Annotated in this window: 19 protein-coding genes; 14 read left to right on the top strand and 5 right to left on the bottom strand. The window is 71.8% G+C overall.

What is annotated here, in order from left to right:
* Positions 1–51 precede the first annotated feature (51 nt).
* Both AB0C01_RS31605 and AB0C01_RS31600 read right to left on the bottom strand, forming a co-directional pair.
* Positions 52–1,266 carry an FAD-dependent monooxygenase gene (locus tag AB0C01_RS31605; RefSeq protein WP_357572868.1) on the bottom strand — a complete coding sequence of 405 codons (1,215 nt, stop codon included), beginning with the start codon at positions 1,264–1,266 and terminating at the stop codon, positions 52–54.
* Positions 1,267–1,426: 160 nt separating this feature from the next.
* Entirely contained in the window at positions 1,427–2,089 is a 663-nt protein-coding gene (locus AB0C01_RS31600; RefSeq protein ID WP_357572867.1) for a PadR family transcriptional regulator, read from the bottom strand.
* Between the two features lie 453 nt (positions 2,090–2,542).
* On the opposite strand from AB0C01_RS31600, the gene nadD reads away from it, so the two are divergent.
* From nadD to AB0C01_RS31570, 6 genes are all read left to right on the top strand, one after another.
* Positions 2,543–3,139 carry a nicotinate-nucleotide adenylyltransferase gene (gene nadD / locus AB0C01_RS31595; protein ID WP_357244230.1) on the top strand — a complete coding sequence of 199 codons (597 nt, stop codon included), beginning with the start codon at positions 2,543–2,545 and terminating at the stop codon, positions 3,137–3,139.
* Between the two features lie 110 nt (positions 3,140–3,249).
* Positions 3,250–3,657 carry a ribosome silencing factor gene (gene rsfS, locus AB0C01_RS31590; RefSeq protein ID WP_357244233.1) on the top strand — a complete coding sequence of 136 codons (408 nt, stop codon included), beginning with the start codon at positions 3,250–3,252 and terminating at the stop codon, positions 3,655–3,657.
* Positions 3,654–4,313: a histidine phosphatase family protein gene (locus AB0C01_RS31585; RefSeq protein ID WP_357244236.1), complete on the top strand. Its 660-nt coding sequence runs from the start codon at positions 3,654–3,656 to the stop codon at positions 4,311–4,313. The genes rsfS and AB0C01_RS31585 overlap by 4 nt, the downstream gene beginning before the upstream one ends.
* Before the next feature lie 48 nt (positions 4,314–4,361).
* Positions 4,362–5,216, top strand: coding sequence for a DegV family protein (locus tag AB0C01_RS31580; RefSeq protein ID WP_357244239.1), 855 nt, complete (start codon positions 4,362–4,364; stop codon positions 5,214–5,216).
* A gap of 3 nt (positions 5,217–5,219) precedes the next feature.
* Positions 5,220–5,993 (top strand): SDR family oxidoreductase, encoded by a 774-nt coding sequence (locus AB0C01_RS31575; protein WP_357244242.1) that lies wholly within the window; start codon positions 5,220–5,222, stop codon positions 5,991–5,993.
* Between the two features lie 278 nt (positions 5,994–6,271).
* Entirely contained in the window at positions 6,272–6,646 is a 375-nt protein-coding gene (locus AB0C01_RS31570; protein WP_357244245.1) for a VOC family protein, read from the top strand.
* A 122-nt stretch (positions 6,647–6,768) separates the two neighbouring features.
* Here AB0C01_RS31570 and AB0C01_RS31565 read toward each other — a convergent pair whose 3' ends face one another.
* Positions 6,769–6,972, bottom strand: coding sequence for a hypothetical protein (locus AB0C01_RS31565; protein WP_357244247.1), 204 nt, complete (start codon positions 6,970–6,972; stop codon positions 6,769–6,771).
* 95 nt (positions 6,973–7,067) lie between these two features.
* Here AB0C01_RS31565 and AB0C01_RS31560 point away from each other — a divergent pair, with 95 nt between their 5' ends.
* The 5 genes from AB0C01_RS31560 (at position 7,068) to AB0C01_RS31540 (ending at position 12,540) form a co-directional block, all read left to right on the top strand.
* Entirely contained in the window at positions 7,068–7,487 is a 420-nt protein-coding gene (locus AB0C01_RS31560) for a DUF6086 family protein (protein WP_357572866.1), read from the top strand.
* Between the two features lie 171 nt (positions 7,488–7,658).
* Positions 7,659–8,468: a ComEA family DNA-binding protein gene (locus tag AB0C01_RS31555; RefSeq protein WP_357572865.1), complete on the top strand. Its 810-nt coding sequence runs from the start codon at positions 7,659–7,661 to the stop codon at positions 8,466–8,468.
* A 44-nt stretch (positions 8,469–8,512) separates the two neighbouring features.
* Complete coding sequence (locus AB0C01_RS31550) at positions 8,513–10,888, top strand: ComEC/Rec2 family competence protein (RefSeq protein WP_357572880.1); 2,376 nt, start codon at positions 8,513–8,515, stop codon at positions 10,886–10,888.
* A gap of 237 nt (positions 10,889–11,125) precedes the next feature.
* Complete coding sequence (gene holA / locus AB0C01_RS31545) at positions 11,126–12,106, top strand: DNA polymerase III subunit delta (protein WP_357245171.1); 981 nt, start codon at positions 11,126–11,128, stop codon at positions 12,104–12,106.
* Positions 12,103–12,540 (top strand): hypothetical protein, encoded by a 438-nt coding sequence (locus AB0C01_RS31540; protein ID WP_357244408.1) that lies wholly within the window; start codon positions 12,103–12,105, stop codon positions 12,538–12,540. Before holA ends, AB0C01_RS31540 begins: the two co-directional genes overlap by 4 nt.
* A gap of 118 nt (positions 12,541–12,658) precedes the next feature.
* Here AB0C01_RS31540 and rpsT read toward each other — a convergent pair whose 3' ends face one another.
* Together rpsT and AB0C01_RS31530 are read right to left on the bottom strand one after the other, a co-directional pair.
* Positions 12,659–12,925: a 30S ribosomal protein S20 gene (rpsT, locus tag AB0C01_RS31535; protein ID WP_357244411.1), complete on the bottom strand. Its 267-nt coding sequence runs from the start codon at positions 12,923–12,925 to the stop codon at positions 12,659–12,661.
* Positions 12,926–13,107: 182 nt separating this feature from the next.
* Positions 13,108–14,094 carry a phosphotransferase gene (locus AB0C01_RS31530; protein ID WP_357572864.1) on the bottom strand — a complete coding sequence of 329 codons (987 nt, stop codon included), beginning with the start codon at positions 14,092–14,094 and terminating at the stop codon, positions 13,108–13,110.
* A 61-nt stretch (positions 14,095–14,155) separates the two neighbouring features.
* On the opposite strand from AB0C01_RS31530, the gene AB0C01_RS31525 reads away from it, so the two are divergent.
* The 3 genes from AB0C01_RS31525 (at position 14,156) to AB0C01_RS31515 (ending at position 17,376) form a co-directional block, all read left to right on the top strand.
* Positions 14,156–14,692: a DUF4240 domain-containing protein gene (locus AB0C01_RS31525; protein ID WP_357244417.1), complete on the top strand. Its 537-nt coding sequence runs from the start codon at positions 14,156–14,158 to the stop codon at positions 14,690–14,692.
* A gap of 114 nt (positions 14,693–14,806) precedes the next feature.
* Entirely contained in the window at positions 14,807–16,684 is a 1,878-nt protein-coding gene (lepA, locus tag AB0C01_RS31520; RefSeq protein ID WP_357244420.1) for a translation elongation factor 4, read from the top strand.
* 407 nt (positions 16,685–17,091) lie between these two features.
* Positions 17,092–17,376, top strand: coding sequence for a GlsB/YeaQ/YmgE family stress response membrane protein (locus AB0C01_RS31515; RefSeq protein ID WP_099857898.1), 285 nt, complete (start codon positions 17,092–17,094; stop codon positions 17,374–17,376).
* The last annotated feature ends 833 nt before the right edge of the window (positions 17,377–18,209 follow it).

Genomic DNA, 18,209 nt, shown 5'->3' with positions numbered 1-18,209 from the left:
GGCGGGTGCGGCCGGGCGCGGGGTGGCGGGTGGCCACCCCGCGCCCTCGGCTCAGCGCAGCGCGAGCTCCGTCGTGACCGGGGTGTCCCAGTCGATGACGTAGCGCTGCTCGTGGGCGGTGGTCTTCTCCGGGTCCATCACCGTGCGCACCATCAGCGGCATCAGCAGCGGCATCAGCGTCCGGGCAACCGGCCCCGGCGCCTTGGCGTGGTTGATCCGGGCCGCGCGGGCGGCGACCTTCTCCACCCTGGCCCGGCGCAGCCGCACGTACGTGTCGAACGCCGCCGCGACGTCCGGCAGGTCCCGAAGGCAGCGGGCGAGCTGCACCGCGCTCTCGATGGCCAGCGAGGCACCCTGCCCGGAGCTGTTCGACGGTGCGTGCACCGCGTCGCCGACCAGCACCATCCGGCCCCGGTGCCAGTGCGGCACGGGCGGCATGATCTGCAACGAGCCGGCCACCTGGAGCCCGTCGGCGTCGCTCGTCGCCATCAGCTCCCGGCCCGGGTCGTCGTCGCCGTAGCTGGTACGCAGCGTCTCCCACCACTGTCGCGCCGGCACCGCACGGGCCTCGACGAGGCTCATCGGCCGCTGCTGCGGCAGGTTGGCGCCCCACCGGGTGCCGCCGCCGGGCTCCGGCCAGTACAGGTAGTAGCCCCGTTGCCCGAACGCGAACGTCATCGTGCCCGGCGCGACGTCCACCTCGTGCCGGGCGACCGCCTCAAAGCTGAGCAGGCCGGTGAACCGGGGGCCGGGCGCGGCCGGGTCGATGAGCCCGCGGACCGTGGACCGGATGCCGTCCGCGCCGACGAGGATGTCGGCGGTGGCGGTGCTGCCGTCCTCGAACCGGGCCGTCACGCCGCTGTCGCTCTGCTGGGCGTCGACGAGCCGTTTGCCGTACGCGAACGAGACGCCCTCGGCGACCGCCCGGTCGCGCAGCGCCCGGTGCAGCTCGGCCCGGTGCACCACCCGCAGCGGCGGCACCCCGGCCAGCGTGGGCAGGTCGATGCGGCGACGGCCCACGGCCATCGCGCTGCGCTCGATCGGGGTGGCGGCCGCCGTCACCGCCTCGTCCGCGCCGACCAGGCGCAGGGCCGCCACGCCGTTGGGCGCGAGGGCGAGGGTGCCGCCGATGCCGCCGACTCCGCTGGCCGTGGCGGGGTACGCCTCGTAGACGGTGGCGGTGATGCCGGCTCGGCGCAGCGCGAGCGCCGTCACCGGTCCGGCGATGCCGCCGCCGATGACGATCGCGGTTCGTACCGTGGTCATGGTCTCTCCCTGGGTGTGGTCGGTTCGTGCGCGTGCGAACCGACCTGGGAGGGAGCCCGGCTATCCTCTGGTTGCCGCTTCGGGCCGGGTGCCTTCCCAGGTGTCGGTTCGAGGTAAGGGCTCCGGCGGGGTGTTGGCGCACCCCGCCGGAGCCGCTTTGTCAGTCGGTGGTCTCCGCGGTCGGGGTGCTGGTCCTCTCGGCCAGCCCGGTCAGCTCGGCCGGCATCTCGCCGGTCTCGTGGAAGGCCCGCCAGGTGTCCAGGCCCGGATAGCTGCCCGACGTCAGCTCGGCGAGCAGGGCACGCAGCCAGGTCGCCTCCGCCGCCCGCAGGGCCAGGTCGTACTCCGACTCCACCAGGAACAGCCGCGGGATCTCCCGCAGGTGCGCGTCGAGCGTCTCGCGGTCCCGCCGGAGCGCGTCGTCGAGCAGGTCGAGCCGCTGACGGAGCAGGTCGGTGGCCTCGTCGGGATGCAGCGCGGCGAGGACGGACAACCCGGCCCGGAAGCGGGGATGCTCCGGCATCGGGGTGGAGACCAGCTCGCGGGCCCAGTCGACCAGCTCGGCCCGTCCCGCGTCGGTGATCCGGTAGACGGTGCGTTCCGGGCGTCGGCCCTCGCGAACACTCTCCACCGCGTCGATCAGGTGGTGTTTGTCCAGGTTGCGGATCACCGTGTAGAAGGAGCCCCACTTGAACTCCATGTCCTGGTCCTTGCCCCAGGCGCGCAGTGCGGTGGCGATCTCGTACGGGTGCATCGGCCGCTGAACCAGGGCGGACAGCACGGCCAACGCCAGCAGATTGCTGACCTTTCGCCGCTTCGGCACGATGCCCTCCAGGCTCGCTCGCGTCCAAATACTCGTGCGCAAGTATACGCACACGAGTAACCCCGTCGCGACCCTGCGCGCGCCGCGGCTCCGTGCGCCTTGGCCCCCGTGCGCCTTGACCGCGTGCTGCGACCCGCGCTCGCGGTGATCGACTCGGTTTCCTTGAGGTCGGGGTGTCCGGGCCGGTGTGACGCACCGATTTCCTGAAAGGCGAGTTGACCACCGCTGCCAGGGAGCGCCTTCCCGGTATGTCGCGGTGTCCCGCCGGGCCGGGATGGGGCGCTCCCCCGCGCCGGGGCGCCTGCCCGCCCGCGCCGGGTTGGGGCGCTCGCCCGTGGCAGGGCCGGGGTGGGGCGCTCGCCCGAGCCGGGGTCGGCGCCCGCCCCGGGTTGAGGTGAGGGCGCTCACCCGGGCCGGGGTAGTCGGTCCCGGCGGTCGGCCTACGATCATCGGGTGGAGGAAGATATCCGGCGGATCGGGATCATGGGTGGCACCTTCGACCCGATCCACCACGGTCACCTCGTCGCGGCCAGTGAGGTGGCGGACCGGTTCGGCCTGGACGAGGTGGTCTTCGTTCCGACCGGGCAGCCGTGGCAGAAGGCCGACGAGCCGGTCAGTCCGGCCGAGGACCGCTACCTGATGACGGTCATCGCCACCGCCTCCAACCCCCGCTTCCAGGTCAGTCGGGTCGACATCGACCGCAGTGGGCCGACCTACACCGTCGACACGCTGCGCGACCTCCAGGCCGAGTACGGCCCCAAGGTGCAGCTGTTCTTCATCACCGGCGCGGACGCCCTGCAACGGATCCTGTCCTGGAAGGATCTGGACGAGATCTTCGAGCTGGCCCATTTCATCGGGGTGACGCGGCCCGGCTTTCCGCTGACCGACAAGCACCTTCCGGCGGACACCGTCAGCCTGATCCAGGTGCCCGCGATGTCCATCTCGTCGACCGACTGCCGCGCCCGGGTGGCCCGAGGTGAGCCGGTCTGGTATTTGGTGCCCGACGGTGTGGTGCAGTACATCGCCAAGCGGAGCCTCTATCAGCGCTGACCACGCCGGATTCCGGCGGTTTTGTGCATTTAACCGACCAGAACTGCACGGTCGGGGCGTCGCCGGGTATGAGACGCTTGGAGGATCGCACGCTTGATCGAAGGAGAACGGTGACAGTTTCCGAACGCGCCCACGAGCTGGCAATGGCGGCCGCACAGGCCGCCGCTGACAAGAAGGCGCAGGACATCACGATCATCGACGTCGGCGACCAGCTCGCCATCACCGACGCGTTCGTGCTCGCCGCCGCCCCCAACGAGCGTCAGGTGCTGGCCATCGTGGACGCCATCGAGGAGAGCCTGCTCGAGCTGCCGGACAAGGCCAAGCCGGTCCGGCGCGAGGGTGAGCGTGGTGGCCGCTGGGTGCTGCTCGACTACGTCGACATCGTGGTGCACGTCCAGCACACGGAGGAGCGCGAGTTCTACGCGCTCGACCGTCTCTGGAAGGACTGCCCCACCATCCCGTTCGTCGATCGCGACCTGGTCGAGGCCGACGCCAGCGGGTCCGCCGCCGCCGAATGACCCGACTGATCGTCTGGCGGCACGGCAACACCGACTGGAACGCCGCCAACCGTGTCCAGGGACAGACCGACGTACCCCTCAATGAGCTGGGTCGCGACCAGGCTCGCGCCGCCGCGCCGCTGCTCGCGGCGCTGCGGCCCGACGCCATCGTGGCCAGCGACCTGAGCCGCGCCGTGGAGACCGCCGCCGCGCTCGCCGCGTTGACGGGGCTTCCGGTGCGCACCGACGCCCGGCTGCGCGAGCGGCACTTCGGTCAGTGGCAGGGTCTGCACCTCACCGAGGTCGCCGAGCGTTTCCCCGAGGAGTACGCCCGCTGGCGGGCCGGCGACCCCGATCCGGGCGCGGATCTGGAGCCCCTGCACGACCTCGGCGAGCGGGTCGGCACCGCGTTGCGGGAAGCAGCCGACGCGGCACCCGGCGGCACTGTGGTGATCGCCACCCACGGTGGCGGCTCCCGCCAGGGCATCGGTCACCTGCTCGGCTGGGACACCGGCGTGCTGCGCACCATCGGTTCCCTGGCCAACTGCCACTGGAGCGAACTACGGCACGACGACCGCGCGCCGGCGATCGGACGTCCGCAGGACGTCCGTGGCTGGCAGTTGCGGGCGCACAACGTCGGCCTGGTCACCGCGCCGGTCACCATCGACGCGATCTGAGCGCTCGCGCTTCGGCGTCGGGGCTCTCGATCGGCTAGCGTGCCGAGCATGCCCGTCGCGGTCGTCATCGACTCCACCGCCTATCTTCCGCCTGAGCTGTTGCAGGCGCACCGGCTGACCGTGGTCCCGCTGACGGTCGTGCTCAACGGCGCGGAGGGGCTGGAAGGGGTGGAAACCCAGCCGGCCGATGCCACCGTGGCGCTGAGTGCCCGGCGGGTCACGGCCACCACCTCCCGCCCGGCGCCCGACCAGTTCGCCCGGACGTACCGTCAACTGCTCGACGCCGGCGCGGACGGAATCGTCTCGGTGCACCTCTCCGCCGCGCTCTCCGGCACGGTTGAGGCCGCGCGCCTGGCCGCGGCCGACCTGGACGGCCGGGTCGAGGTCGTGGACAGCCGTTCCGCCGGCATGGGGCTGGGCTTCCCGGCCATCGCGGCCGCCACCGCCGCCGAGGGCGGCGTCGACCTCGCCGGGGTACGCGACGCGGCGCTCGCGGCGGTCGCCCGCACCGACGTCTACTTCTACGTCGACACGCTGGAGTTTCTCCGCCGAGGTGGCCGGATCAACGCGGCCGAGGCGCTGTTCGGCACCGCCCTGTCCGTCAAGCCGATCATGCACATGCCGGACGGGGCGATCGTGTTGCGCGAGAAGGTCCGCACCGCCAGCCGGGGAGTGGCCCGGCTCGTGGACCTGGCCGTCGAGGCGGCCGGGGACGACGACGTGGATCTCGGGGTGCACCACCTGGCCGCGCCGCAACGGGCCGAGGCGCTGCGAACCGCGCTTACCGAACGGCTCGGTGCACGGCTGCACGACACGTACGTCTCCGAGGCGGGCGCGGTCGTCGGCGCGCACGCCGGTCCGGGGTTGGCCTGCGTGGTCGTCCACCGCCGACCGGGGGGCTGAGCGGTGCTCACGTCGTGTGTGGTGACCGGCGGTGGTCGCGGCGTCGGTCGGGCCGTGGTGGAACGCCTGGTGGCGACCGGTGCCACAGTCGTCGTGTTGGAGCGCGACGCCGACGCGGCCGACTGGTTGGCCGGGCACCCGGCCGCCGACCGGCTCGTCGCGGTGTTCGGCGACGCCGGCGACGAGCGGGTGGCCGAGCACGCCGCCGAGCTGGCCGAACGCGCGGCGCCGCTGACCGGCTGGGTGAACAACGCGGCGGTCTTCCGCGACGCCGCGCTGCACTCCGCGTCGGCCGACACGGTCCTGGACCTGATCGGGCTGAACCTGCGCCCGGCCGTGGTGGGCGCGGCGGTGGCCGTCCGCCGGTTCCTGGCCCGCGCCGCCGGCGGCGCGATCGTCAACGTCTCGTCGCACCAGGCCCGCCGGCCCGTGTCCGGCGCCCTGCCGTACGCGACGGCGAAGGCCGCCGTGGAGGGGCTGACCCGGGCACTGGCTGTCGAGTACGGGAAGCACGGCATCCGCGCCAACGCGGTCGCGCTCGGCTCGATCGCCACCGAACGGCACACCGAATTCCTGGCCACCCAGGAGCCCACCCAGGCCCAGTGGATCGACGCCGAGCTGACCCGGTTGCACCCGGTGGGCCGCATCGGGCGGGCCGAGGAGGTGGCCGAGGCGGTCGCGTACCTGCTGTCGCCCGCGGCGAGCTTCGTCAACGGGGTGACGCTGCCGGTGGACGGGGGACGAGCCGTGCTCGGCCTCGACCCGGAGGCCCGCTGACCGCCCGTGGGACACGGGTGCCGCGCTCGACGCTAGTCGGCGACGATGAATGATCCAGTCCGGGCCGCTGTGTTAGCCTCCGTTTGCGCCCCAGATGGGCCTACCCCCCCCGGAGGTTCTGGCTACTTCAGCCACCACGCCGAGATCGACGCGATGTCCGCGTCTCTCGTGCGGGATCCGGGGCGTCGGTGCCCTCGGGGCTTTGTCATCGCTGTGGCTGCGGAGGGCTCTGGGCCTCCGGTCGGGTCAACGGATCGACCGGGAAGAAGACGGTACGGATGACAGTCACGTTCAACCACACAATCATCGCCAGCAAGGACAAGAGCGCGTCGGCCGCGTTCTACCGGGATCTGTTCGAGCTGCCGGAGGCGCCCTCGTGGGGGCCGTTCGCCAACGTGCAACTGGACGAGGGGCAGCTGCTCCAGTTCGCCGAGCCACCGGTGGACATCCAGATGCAGCACTACGCGTTCCTCGTCGACGACGAGTTGTTCGTGCGGTGCCTGGCGTTCGTCGAGGGGCGCGGCATCACGTACTGGGCCGACCCGCAGTTGAAGCGGGAGAGGGAGACCAACACCGAGCACGGTGGGCGGGGCTTCTACTTCTTCGACCCGGCCGGCCACGCCATCGAGGTCATCACCCGGCCGTACCTGTAGTGACCGAGGTCGGCGGCGGCGCACCCGCTCGTCGAGGAAGGGTGTCGGCCCTGGTGCGCATTGCATCGGGCCGGCACCACCCGCCCCACGGTCTGTGCCTGTGGCTGCACTCCATGCCGGGCTCAGGAGCGTTTCTTCGTGGTCCAGACCACGTAGACGGCGCAGGTGACCAGCATGAGGGCGGCGATGGCGGTCCAGGCCCAGCGGGCGAAGGGCTCGTCGGCCACGAAAGCCCGGATGCCGGCCAGGACGGCGAGCGCCAGCGGACCCAAGCCGAACCACTCGGAGTGCTCGGAGAAGGTCAGGTCTTTCCACGCCTGCCGCATGGCGCCAGTCTAGATAGGACCATCACTGCTCACGATGATGCTCCCGGACCGCTCGGACGCGACCGGTCACTCCGGCCGCCTGCGATCATGGCGCGGTGAGTCAATGCTTTCAGGTCGGCGATCTGGTGCTGTGGAACCCGTCCAACACCGTCGCGCAACTGTTCTTCCGCATGACCGAGGCGATGGCGCCGGTTGCCGAGTGCCCGTCTGGAGTCGATCCGGACGTCGATCGGGACGAGTACCAGATCGACCCGGACACCTTCGCGGCATTCGTCGACGTGTTGACCGCGCGGTACCTGTCGACGAACCACCCCATCCTCAAGTCCATGATCGAGGGATACCTGCCGACCGCACTCGTGCTGGTCCGCCGCAGCGGCCTCGACGTCCCGGCCCTTGACCGGCCAGTCACTCGGGCCAGCCGGGACATCTCACTGTGGGACGCGTTCGACCCGGACGCCGACCGGCAACGGCTCCTGAGCCTGGCGGTGAGTCGCGCGGCGGCAATGCCCGACTGAGACGGCGTAGCCGTGCGGCGGATCCTCGTGTCGCAGCCTGCCAGCTCCGGGTGCTGCTGAGCCCGTTAGCAGATCTGCGCTTGATCAGGGAGTTGTCCACAGTGGCATCCGTTATCCACAGGGCCGCGCCGCCACACCCCGTCGCCTTCGCCGTCGCCCTAGCGTCGCCCTGTGTCGCAGAACGAAGAGACCGAGGTACGCCAGCGCCTGCGCCGGCTGACGGACGCGTCGCTGGACGTGTCGTCACCCCCGGCCGGGGCACCGCTCGCGGGCGTACCTCTGGCTGGGGTGCTGCCGCCGCGGACCGGGGTGCCGTTGGCGGAGCCGGAAGCGGGCACACCCCTTGCCGTGGACGGCTCGGTGCCCCCACGGCTGTCCGGGCCTGGCGCGTTCGACCCGGGACGACGCGGTGTGCGGGCGCTGGCTGTCGTCGCGGCGGTGGCGGTGCTGGCCGCCGCCGGATGGGCCTGGCGGTCCCGACCACACGCCGAGCCGGTCGCCCCGCTGGGCAGCGAGGCCGTGGCGGCCACTCCGGCGGGCGACCTCAGCGCGTCCGGCTCCGGTGAGCTGGTGGTGGCGGTCGCCGGCAAGGTCCGCAAGCCCGGGTTGGTGCGGTTGCCGGCCGGGTCCCGGCTCGCCGACGCGGTGCAGGCGGCCGGCGGCCCGCTCCCCGGGGTCGACGTGGCGCTGCTCAACCCCGCCCGCAAGGTCACCGACGGCGAGCTGATCGTGATCGGGGTGACGCCGCCGCCGGGCGGACCAGCGGCGGGCGGGACGGCACCGGCTGTCGGGCCACTGAACCTCAACACCGCCACACTGGCGCAGCTCGACGCGTTGCCCGGCGTCGGGCCGGTGCTCGCCCAGCGCATCCTCGACCATCGGGACCAGCACGGCGGGTTCAAGGCGGTCGGCGACCTGCGTCAGGTCGACGGGATCGGCGACGCGCGGTACGAGCAGCTCAAAGACCTGGTGACGGTGTGAACCGCCGCCCTGCCACCGGCAACCCGTCGCCGCCCGCCGACGGGTTGAGCGGTGCCCGGCGCCAGACCTCGCCACCGGATCTGCGGCTCGCCGGGCTGGCCGTGGCCGCCTGGCTCACCGCGCTCGCCGGCCTGCATCTCGGCACCCGATCGCTTCTGCTGGTGGCCGGGATCGCGGCCGTCCTGACCACCTGCGGCGCCCTGCACCTGCTCGATCGCCTCGGCCGTCCCCGGGCCGCCGCGCGCCGTTACGGCTGGATCGCCGTCGCGGTCGGCCTCGGTGTGGTCTGCGCAGGGGCGACCACCGCGGCCCGGCTCGCCATCCGGGACACGCCACCGATCCGTGCCCTGGCCGAGCAGCGTGCACCGGTCACCGCTGAGGTGGTCGTCCGGGACGATCCACGACCGATCCGCTCTGCCGGTCGGCCGGGGATGCTGCTGGTGCCGAGCGAGCTGGTCTGGCTCACCGGCCCGGACGGCCGCCGACTCCACGCGTCGGTGCGGCTGCTCGTGCTGGCCACCGACCCGGCCTGGCGTGGGCTGCTGCCCGGGCAGCGCGTCACCACCGAGGGTCGACTCGGCGTCCCCCGCGGTGGTGACCTCACCGCGGCGGTGCTCAGCACCAACGACCCGCCCGAGCGGCACGGCACGTCCTCCTGGCCGCAGCGCGCCGCCGGCACCCTGCGTGCCGGCCTGCAACGGGCCTGCGCGCCGCTGCCCGACGACCCGGGCGGGCTGCTGCCGGGGTTGGTCGTGGGGGACACCAGCCGACTGCCACCCTCCGTCGAGGAGGACTTCCAGGCCACCGGGATGACACACCTCAATGCCGTTTCTGGGAGCAATGTCGCCATTGTGGTGGGTGCGGTGTTGTTGCTGGCCCGCTGGGGTCGGGCCGGTCCGTGGCTCGCCGTCGGGCTCTGCGGGGTCGCGCTGGTGGGCTTCGTCATCCTGGTCCGTCCGTCACCGAGCGTCGTACGAGCAGCGACGATGGGGGCGATCGGGCTCGCCGCGCTCGCCGGCAGTCGTCCCCGCGCCGCACTGCCCGCGTTGGCCGCCGCCGTCACCGTCCTGGTGCTGGTGGACCCGGAGTTGGCCGGGGATCCCGGATTCGCGCTCTCCGTGCTTGCCACCGGTGGCCTGCTGCTGCTCGCCACACCCTGGCGGGACGGGTTGCGTCGGCGGGGCGTGCCGCCCGGCCTGGCGGAGGCGCTGGCCGTGCCGGCGGCCGCGCAACTTGCCTGCGGGCCGGTCGTCGCCGGGATCTCCGGCACGGTCAGCCTGGTCGCGGTGCCGGCCAACCTGCTCGCGGTGCCGGCCATCGCGCCCGCGACCGTACTGGGCGTGCTCGCGGCGATGGTGTCGCCGATCTGGCCGCCGGGTGCCGAGTTCGTCGCATGGCTGGCGAGTTGGCCGGCCTGGTGGCTGGTGGTCATCGCCCGCCAGGGCGCGCGGTTGCCGGGCGGCACCCTGCCCTGGCCGGGTGGGTTGCCGGGCGCCCTGCTGCTGACGGTGTTGACCGTCGCGCTGCTGGTCGCGGTGCGACGGCCCCTCGTGCGCCGGCTGGTGGCAGTGGTTGGCGTGGCCTCGGTGCTCGGCGCGCTTCCGGTGCGGTTGGTGTTCGCCGGCTGGCCGCCGCCGGGTTGGGTCGTGGTGGCCTGCGCGGTCGGCCAGGGCGACGCCGTGGTGTTGCCGGTCGCCCCCGGTCGGGCGGTGGTGATCGACGCCGGGCCGGAGCCGAGCGCGGTGGACGGTTGTCTGCGTCGACTCGGCGTACGCGAGGTGCCACTGCTGGTGGTCAGCCACTTCCACGCCGACCACGTGGGTGGAGTGGCCGGGGTGTTCCGGGGGCGACGGGTGGGCGCCGTGTTGGTGCCGTCCTCAACGGATCCGGCGAGCGGCCGGGACCTGGTCCGGGAGGCGGCGACTGTCGGGCGGGCCGCGCTGCTCACCACCGTGGCCGGCGCGCGCCACCCGATCGGGGGCGTCGACCTGCTGGTGCTCGGCCCGCCGTACCCGCTGGCGGGGACCAGGTCCGACCCGAACAACAACTCGCTGGTGTTGCGCGCCACGGTTGGTGGAGTGCGGATCCTGCTGCCCGGGGACGCCGAGACCGAGGAGCAGCACGCGTTGCTGACGCGGACCACGCCCGGCCAGTTGCGGGCGGACGTGTTGAAGGTCGCGCATCACGGGTCGGCGTACCAGGACCCGAGCTTTCTCGACGCGGTAAGACCTGCCGTCGCCCTGGTGCCGGTGGGCAGCGGTAACACCTACGGCCACCCGAACCCGGGGCTGCTCGCCCGACTGGGCAGGGGCGGCACCCGGGTGCTGCGCACCGACACGGACGGTGATGTGGCCGCGGTCCGTACGGGCGAGGGTCTCGCGGTAGCCCGGCGAGGAGTGCCGGCCGGAAGGGGGCAGTGAACCGCGCTGACCGTCCACTCGCTGATCGACTCGGGATCGCTGACCTCGGGGTGTCAACGGTGGTCCGACACCACGGCTTCGTTGATGCCGTGTGGATCACGAACGAGTCTCCGATTAATCGGGCGACTTGTTGACAAAAAGGGGAATTGACTTGGATGTCTGGATTTGCGCTGTGTGCGGGCTGCGCCGACCAAGCAGCGAATGAGCAGGCATGATCCCGACGCCGGCCGTGCGAATATGGGCGGCGTGACCGCCGCCGACCTCGCCCCCATTCTGCTCGTCCTCGGTGACGAGGAGTTGCTCGCCACGCGCGCGGTCACCGAAGCTGTCGCGAAGGTACGCGGCGTCGACCCCGAGGTGGACGTGCGCGAATACCAGGCGAGCGCGCTCACCGTCGGCGAGATCGCCGAGATGCTCAGCCCTTCGCTGTTCGGGGGGCGGCGGCTGCTGGTCCTGCGCTCCGGCCAGGACGCTCGCAAGGACCTGGTCGCCGCGCTCCTGGCGTACGCGAAGAATCCCGACCCGGACGTCCAACTCCTGGTGCTGCACCTGGGCGGCGCCAAGGGCAAGGCGTTCGCCGACGGGCTACGCGCGGCCGGCGCCACGGTGATCCCGGCGACCAAGCTCAAGGGGCACCGCGACCGGGTGGCCTTCGTCCGGGACGAGATCCGCCGAGCCGGCGGGAAGTGCACCGACGACGCCGCCGAGGCGCTCATCGCCGCGGTCGGCAACGACCTGCGCGAGCTGGCCGCCGCCTGCTCCCAACTGATCGCCGACACCGACGGGCGGATCAGCGCCGACGCGGTCGCCCGTTACTACCGGGGCCGGGTCGAGGTGACCGGCTTCACGGTGGCGGACGCCACCATGGTCGGTGACGTGCCGGGGGCACTGGAGGCGCTGCGCTGGGCCCTGCATGTCGGAGTCGACCCGGTGCCCATCGCCGACGCCCTGGCCGACGGGGTACGCACGGTCGCCCGGGTGGCGTCGGCCGGGCGGGGTAACGCGTACCAGCTCGCCAGCAGCCTCGGAATGCCCGCCTGGAAGATCGAACGCGCACAGCGGCAGGGGCGGGGCTGGACACCGGAGGGCCTGGTCCGAGCCATGCAGGTCGCCGCCGAGTGCAACGCGGCAGTCAAGGGGGGCTCCGACGACCGGGCGTACGCCCTGGAGCGTGCCGTCTTCTCGGTTGCGGCGGCCCGGCAGGGCAGCACCAGGTGACGGGTGCGAACCGCCCAGCGTGGGCCAGCATCGCAGTGGATGAGGAGCGGTACCGGCCGCTCTACGCCCGACTCCTCGGTCTGCGGTTCGTCAACCCCGGCGGAGTGCTGTGCTTCCTCTTCTTCGAGGGCGCCATCGCACTGGCGGTGCTGCTCGCCCTCGCCGAACTGGTCAGCTGGTGGGCGGTGCTGGTGTTGCCCGCCGTGGTAGCGGCCATGGTCAAGCTCAACGACATCGTGGCCGCGGTCGTGGTCCGGTCGGCGGCGCTCGTGCCGGAGCAGGAACGGGACCGGTTCCGTCGGCAGATGGAACCTGCGGTCGGGCGAGCCCAGGTGGAGTGGATCTCGCACAGTGTGACCGGGGTCGTCGTGGCGGTGGACGCGTCCACCCCGCGCACCGATGCGCCGAAGCGCCCACCAGCTCAGGCGCAGTAGAGCTGGGAGCGGCACGGCCGCCAGGAGCCAAGGATCTCAGGCCGGTGTTCGCGATGAGACACACGGAAGCCCCGGGCAGATGCCCGGGGCTTTCCGAATCAGTCTGACGGTGAAGTCGTCAGGCGGAGAGCGACACCACGCGCTTTGCGATCGCGGACTTGCGGTTCGCGGCCTGGTTGGAGTGGATCACGCCCTTGCTGACGGCCTTGTCCAGCTTGCGAGAGGCGTCCAGCATGAGCGCGGTGGCCTTCTCGACGTCACCGGCCTCGGCAGCCTCGTTGAACTTCCGGACGGCGGTCTTCAGCGACGACTTGACCGACTTGTTGCGCAGCCGGGCCTTCTCGTTCTGCCGGTTGCGCTTGATCTGGGACTTGATGTTCGCCACGCGACAGCCTCGTCTTGATAGCTCGGGTTGGTCAGCTTGTGCGCTGGATGACGAACATGCGTCACCGCTGCGCGAAGAGCCAGGTTACCAGGTCGCCCGGGACGAGCCAAAACGGCTCGGCCTTCGCGCGGACGGACCTGGCCCGTCGGGCACCAGATTACGCCCTCGGCCGTCAACGCGGCTCACCGCCAGCCCTGCCGGTGAGCCAGCCAGTCGAGGGACTGTTCGCCACTCCACCGCTGGTGGGCGGGCAGGTGCGGCGAGGCCGTCGGCGGCGCGGCCGCAGCGCCGGTGAGGTAGTAGCCGGCCAACGCGGCCAGGGTCGCGTCCAGTGCGTCCGGGGGCGCGCCGGCCGCCGCCGGGTGCGTGGCGAAGAGCCGGTCCGCGTCCAGGCCGCTGGCGTACGCGGTGAGCAGCAGCCCGGCCAGGTCGAACCAGGCCGGCCCGGAGCAGACCCAGGTCCAGTCGCAGAACCAGGCTCGGCCGTCCACGTCGATCAGCACGTTGTCGATCCGCAGGTCGCCGTGGATCAGGCCGGTCGCCCCGGCGGCGTACCGGGGGAGCAGGGACTCCAACTCCACCAGCTGGGGCAGCCGGTTCCGCAGCGGAGCGGGCAGCGGTGGCGCCGGCTCGCGACCGGCGGCGACCTCCTCCCACCAGAGGATGTCCGAGCGGGCCAGGTCGGCCAGGTGCGGCAGGCCGAGCGCGGTCAGTTCGACCGGCGGGTCGGCCAGGGCGGCGGCGACCTCGGCGTACCCGGCGAGGGTGGCGTCCAACTCGGCGGGCACCCAGGGCAGGTGCGGGGTGTGCCCGTCGACGGCGTCGGTGCACAGCACGAACCAGCCGGCCGCCGAGAGCGTCCACCGGGGGCGGGGCGCCGGCAGGTCGGCCGGCAGCCGGTCGAGGATCGCGGCCTCTCGGGCGTACCAGTCGACCAGATGCGGTTGCTCGGCGGCGGGTGCCGCCTTCACGAAGGCCCGGCCACCGTCGGCGGTGTCGAGCACCGCGGCGAAGCCGCGGGTGAAGCCCGCGCCCGCGACCCGGGCGGTGACGACCGGCGCGCCGAGGCGGTCGGCGACCGCGGCCCGCAGCGCCGCCGGCAGCGTCGGCCACGACGGGCGCAGCGCACTCGCGTGGTAGGGCACCGGCGGCAGCGAGGTTGGGGACACCACACCATGCTGCCCCGGGGTACGTGCGCGACGCACGGCGACACTGCCAGACTGCCAAGCCATGAGGACCGAGGACTTCTGGCAGCTGATCGACGACGCGCGGGCCGGCGGTGGGGGAGAACCCGGGCCGGTCGCCGCGCGGGCCGTCGCGCTGCTCGCCGCGCGCGATCCGGAGGACATCGTCGGGTACGCCCGGCACCAGACGCGGGTGCTGGCCGCCTCGCACAAGGCCGACCTGTGGGGCGCGGCGTACCTGATCAACGGTGGTGCCTCGGCCGACGGCTTCGAGCACTTCCGGGGCTGGCTGATGACCCAGGGACGGGCGGTCTTCGCCCGGGCGGTCACCGAACCGGACTCCCTTGCCGAATTGCCCCAGGTGCGGGCGGCCTCGCTCAGTGGCGAGGAGTTCTCCGCCGAGCAGATGCTGTCGGTGCCCTGGGACGCGTACCGGAAGGCCACCGCGACCGAGTTGCCGGCGGACCGCGACCCGGTGCGGACGCCGGACCTCAACGACTTCTGGGACTTCGACGACGAGGAGGAGGCGCGTCGTCGGTTGCCGCGACTCGCCGCGCTCTTCGTCGAGCCGCCGCTGGAGTGAGGGCCGCGGGCCGATCCGTCGCCCGCGCAGCGGGCGCACCCCGGCGGCGTGGGAACATAGAGGGGGTCGGCGGCGCGCCGGCCTGTTCACGTCAGCCGACCAGAACGGACCGCTGTGCCACCGAAGCTCGATCCCGGCGCGAATGCTCCTGGTTCCACCGACCCCGGTCGCATCCGGAACTTCGGCATCATCGCCCACATCGACCACGGAAAGTCGACCCTGGCCGATCGGATGCTGCAGCTCACCGGTGTGGTCGACCCCCGGCAGATGCGCGCCCAGTACCTGGACCGGATGGACATCGAGCGCGAGCGCGGCATCACGATCAAGAGCCAGGCCGTCCGCATGCCGTGGACCATCCGCGAGGGTGAGCGGGCCGGCGAGCACGCGGTGCTCAACATGATCGACACCCCGGGGCACGTCGACTTCACCTACGAGGTGTCCCGGTCGCTGGCCGCCTGTGAGGGCGCCGTGCTGCTTGTCGACGCGGCGCAGGGCATCGAGGCGCAGACCCTGGCCAACCTCTACCTGGCGCTGGAAAACGACCTGCGCATCATCCCGGTGCTCAACAAGATCGACCTGCCGGCCGCCCAGCCGGAGAAGTACGCCGAGGAGCTGGCTCACCTGATCGGCGGCGACCCCGCCGACTGCATCCGGGTCTCCGGCAAGACCGGCGAGGGCGTGCCGTACCTGCTCGACGAGATCGTCCGGCAGTTCGTCCCACCGGTCGGTGACGCCGAGGCGCCCGCCCGGGCGATGATCTTCGATTCGGTGTACGACGTCTACCGCGGCGTCGTCACGTACGTCCGGGTCATCGACGGCCGGATCAGCGCCCGGGACCGGATCAAGATGATGTCCACCGGCGCGGTGCACGAGCTGCTGGAGATCGGCGTCATCTCGCCCGAGATGGTCAAGGCCGAGGCGCTCGGCGTCGGCGAGGTCGGTTACCTGATCACCGGTGTGAAGGACGTCCGGCAGTCCCGGGTCGGTGACACGGTCACCATCAACAGCCGGCCGGCGGCCGAGGCACTGGGTGGCTACAAGGACCCGAAGCCGATGGTCTACTCCGGGCTCTACCCGATCGACGGGTCCGACTACCCCAACCTGCGTGAGGCACTGGACAAGCTCAAGCTCAACGACGCCGCCCTGGACTACGAGCCGGAGACCTCCGGCGCGCTCGGGTTCGGCTTCCGCTGCGGCTTCCTCGGCCTGCTCCACCTGGAGATCATCCGGGAGCGGCTGGAGCGCGAGTACAACCTCGACCTGATCTCCACCGCGCCCAACGTGGTGTACCGGGCGATCACCGACGACGGCGCCGAGATCGTGGTCACCAACCCCAGCGAGTACCCCAGTGGCAAGATCGCCGAGGTGTACGAGCCGGTCGTGCGGGCCACCGTGCTGACGCCCAACGACTACGTGGGCGCGGTGATGGAGCTCTGCCAGGGCCGCCGCGGCACCCTGCTGGGCATGGACTACCTGTCCGCCGACCGGGTGGAGCTGCGCTACACGCTGCCCCTCGCGGAGATCATCTACGACTTCTTCGACCAGTTGAAGAGCCGTACCAAGGGCTACGCCTCGCTGGACTACGAGCCCTCCGGCGAGCAGGCGTCCGACCTGGTGAAGGTGGACATCCTGCTGCACGGCGAGCCGGTGGACGCGTTCAGCGCCATCGTGCACAAGGACAAGGCGTACAACTACGGCGTCAGCATCGCCGCCAAGCTTCGTACGCTGATCCCGCGCCAGCAGTTCGAGGTGCCGATCCAGGCGGCCATCGGCAGCCGGGTCATCGCCCGGGAGACCATCCGGGCGATCCGCAAGGACGTGCTCGCCAAGTGCTACGGCGGTGACATCAGCCGTAAGCGCAAACTGCTGGAGAAGCAGAAGGAAGGCAAGAAGCGGATGAAGATGGTCGGCCGCGTCGAGGTGCCGCAGGAGGCCTTCATCGCCGCTCTCTCCTCCGACTCCGGCGACGGCAAGGCCGCCGGAAAGAAGTAGGTCGCGCTTCGTACGCGCCCGGGTGCCCTGTGCGCCCGGGCGCGTTCGTGTTCGGTGGCGTCCTCCGCTGCGGTGTGGGGGCCTGTCTCGTCTCTCCGGCCACGTTGGGAGTGCCGTTCCGGTTGCCTCCTCGGGGGTCTGCTGGTCGCCCCTCGGAGCGCCGGGTGCGGTGCCGTGACCGCCGGGGCAGAAATTTTTCTGGCCGTCGTCGTGGGGCACCCGGGTCGGCGACACCGGCTCCCACCTGTGTGGACGCGGCTCCACGCCAACCGACGCAGCTCCCGGACATAGACGACTGACGCTTTCCTTTGAGGTGAGTCGGTTTGGGCTTTCGACGGGTCGGGCAATTAGTGGTCACGACAGGAAGCGCACCTTGTGTGTCGAACATTCTTTGAAGGAGGGTGGCCGTGGAGCTCACCGTGTGGGGCATCATCACTGCGATCGTTGTTGGTCTCATCGTCGGCGCGCTCGGCCGCCTGGTTGTTCCGGGCCGGCAGAACATGCCGATCTGGCTGCACCTGCTGATTGGTGTTGGCGCGGCCCTGCTGGGCACCGTTCTGGCGCGGGCCATCGGCATCGCGACCGAGACGAGCGGTATCGACTGGGCCGAGTTGCTGGTGCAGGTCGTGGTGGCCGCGATCGCGGTCGCGCTGGTGGCCGGTGTGGGTGGCCGCCGCCGCGTAACCCGGTAACACCAGCACCAACCCCCGTATTACGCAGCATCTCCGATGGGCGCCCGGCCAGCAGGCTGGGCGCCCATCGGCGTCTGCCGTTGTGGTGGTCGGTCGTCGGCTCCGTCGGCGTCTTGCTGTTGTGGTGGTCGGTCGTTGGGTCCGTCGGCGTCTTGCTGTTGTGGTGGTCGGTCGTCGCGCCGGTTCTGTTGTGGCCGGCCAACAGTGGCGTCCGCCAAGCGTCGCCGGCACCTCGCCGGGCGTCCCTGGCGGGTCGGATCGCGGAGATCCACTCGGTTTCCGTGATGTCGCGGTGTCCTGGTGGCCGTGATGCCGCGGTTTCAATGATCTCGTGTTGATCTCTTGGTTCGGCGTGGCGGAGTCGTTCGTCTGTATCGCGTCAGGGGTGTTACGGCGCCTGGTGGCGGCGGAGATCCACTCGGTTTCCGTGATGTCGCGGTGTCCCGGCGGCCGTAATGCCGCGAGATCAAGCAAACCGAGTGGATCACGCGGCCTCGCGACGCCAGGCGCTGCGCGGCCGGCGGCTGTGGGGTCCGACCGGCCGCCCTATGTCCGGGCGGCAGGGGCCTGGCCTCGCTGCGGCCTGGCCTCGCTGCGGCCTGGTGGCCGGCGGGCCTGGTGGCCGGCGGCCTGGCGGCGCTGCGGCCCGGGCTGCGGGAGAGCCTGACGGCGCTGCGGGCTTGGCGGCCTGGCGGCCCGGCTCGTGTGGGGTGGCGGGGTGCGCGGTGGAACGTGTGCCTGTCGACCAAGTCGTGATCGTCTGGTGGGCTAAGTCGGTTTGGATTTTCGTTGGGTCGGGCAATTAGTGGTCACGACAGGAAGCGCACCTTGTG

The sequence above is a fragment of the Micromonospora sp. NPDC048905 genome (assembly GCF_040649655.1).
Lineage (GTDB): Bacteria > Actinomycetota > Actinomycetes > Mycobacteriales > Micromonosporaceae > Micromonospora.
Note: the sequence above shows the minus strand (reverse complement) of the source record. Positions and strands in the feature narration are given on the sequence as shown.

What these genes read in the sequence shown, in the direction of transcription:
- AB0C01_RS31605 (WP_357572868.1), bottom strand. Translation starts at nt 1,266, where the DNA reads ATGACCACGGTACGAACCGCGATCGTCATCGGCGGCGGCATCGCCGGA.
- AB0C01_RS31585 (WP_357244236.1), top strand. Translation starts at nt 3,654, where the DNA reads ATGACCCGACTGATCGTCTGGCGGCACGGCAACACCGACTGGAACGCC.
- AB0C01_RS31580 (WP_357244239.1), top strand. Translation starts at nt 4,362, where the DNA reads ATGCCCGTCGCGGTCGTCATCGACTCCACCGCCTATCTTCCGCCTGAG.
- AB0C01_RS31570 (WP_357244245.1), top strand. Translation starts at nt 6,272, where the DNA reads ATGACAGTCACGTTCAACCACACAATCATCGCCAGCAAGGACAAGAGC.
- AB0C01_RS31565 (WP_357244247.1), bottom strand. Translation starts at nt 6,972, where the DNA reads ATGCGGCAGGCGTGGAAAGACCTGACCTTCTCCGAGCACTCCGAGTGG.
- holA (WP_357245171.1), top strand. Translation starts at nt 11,126, where the DNA reads ATGGGCGGCGTGACCGCCGCCGACCTCGCCCCCATTCTGCTCGTCCTC.
- AB0C01_RS31525 (WP_357244417.1), top strand. Translation starts at nt 14,156, where the DNA reads ATGAGGACCGAGGACTTCTGGCAGCTGATCGACGACGCGCGGGCCGGC.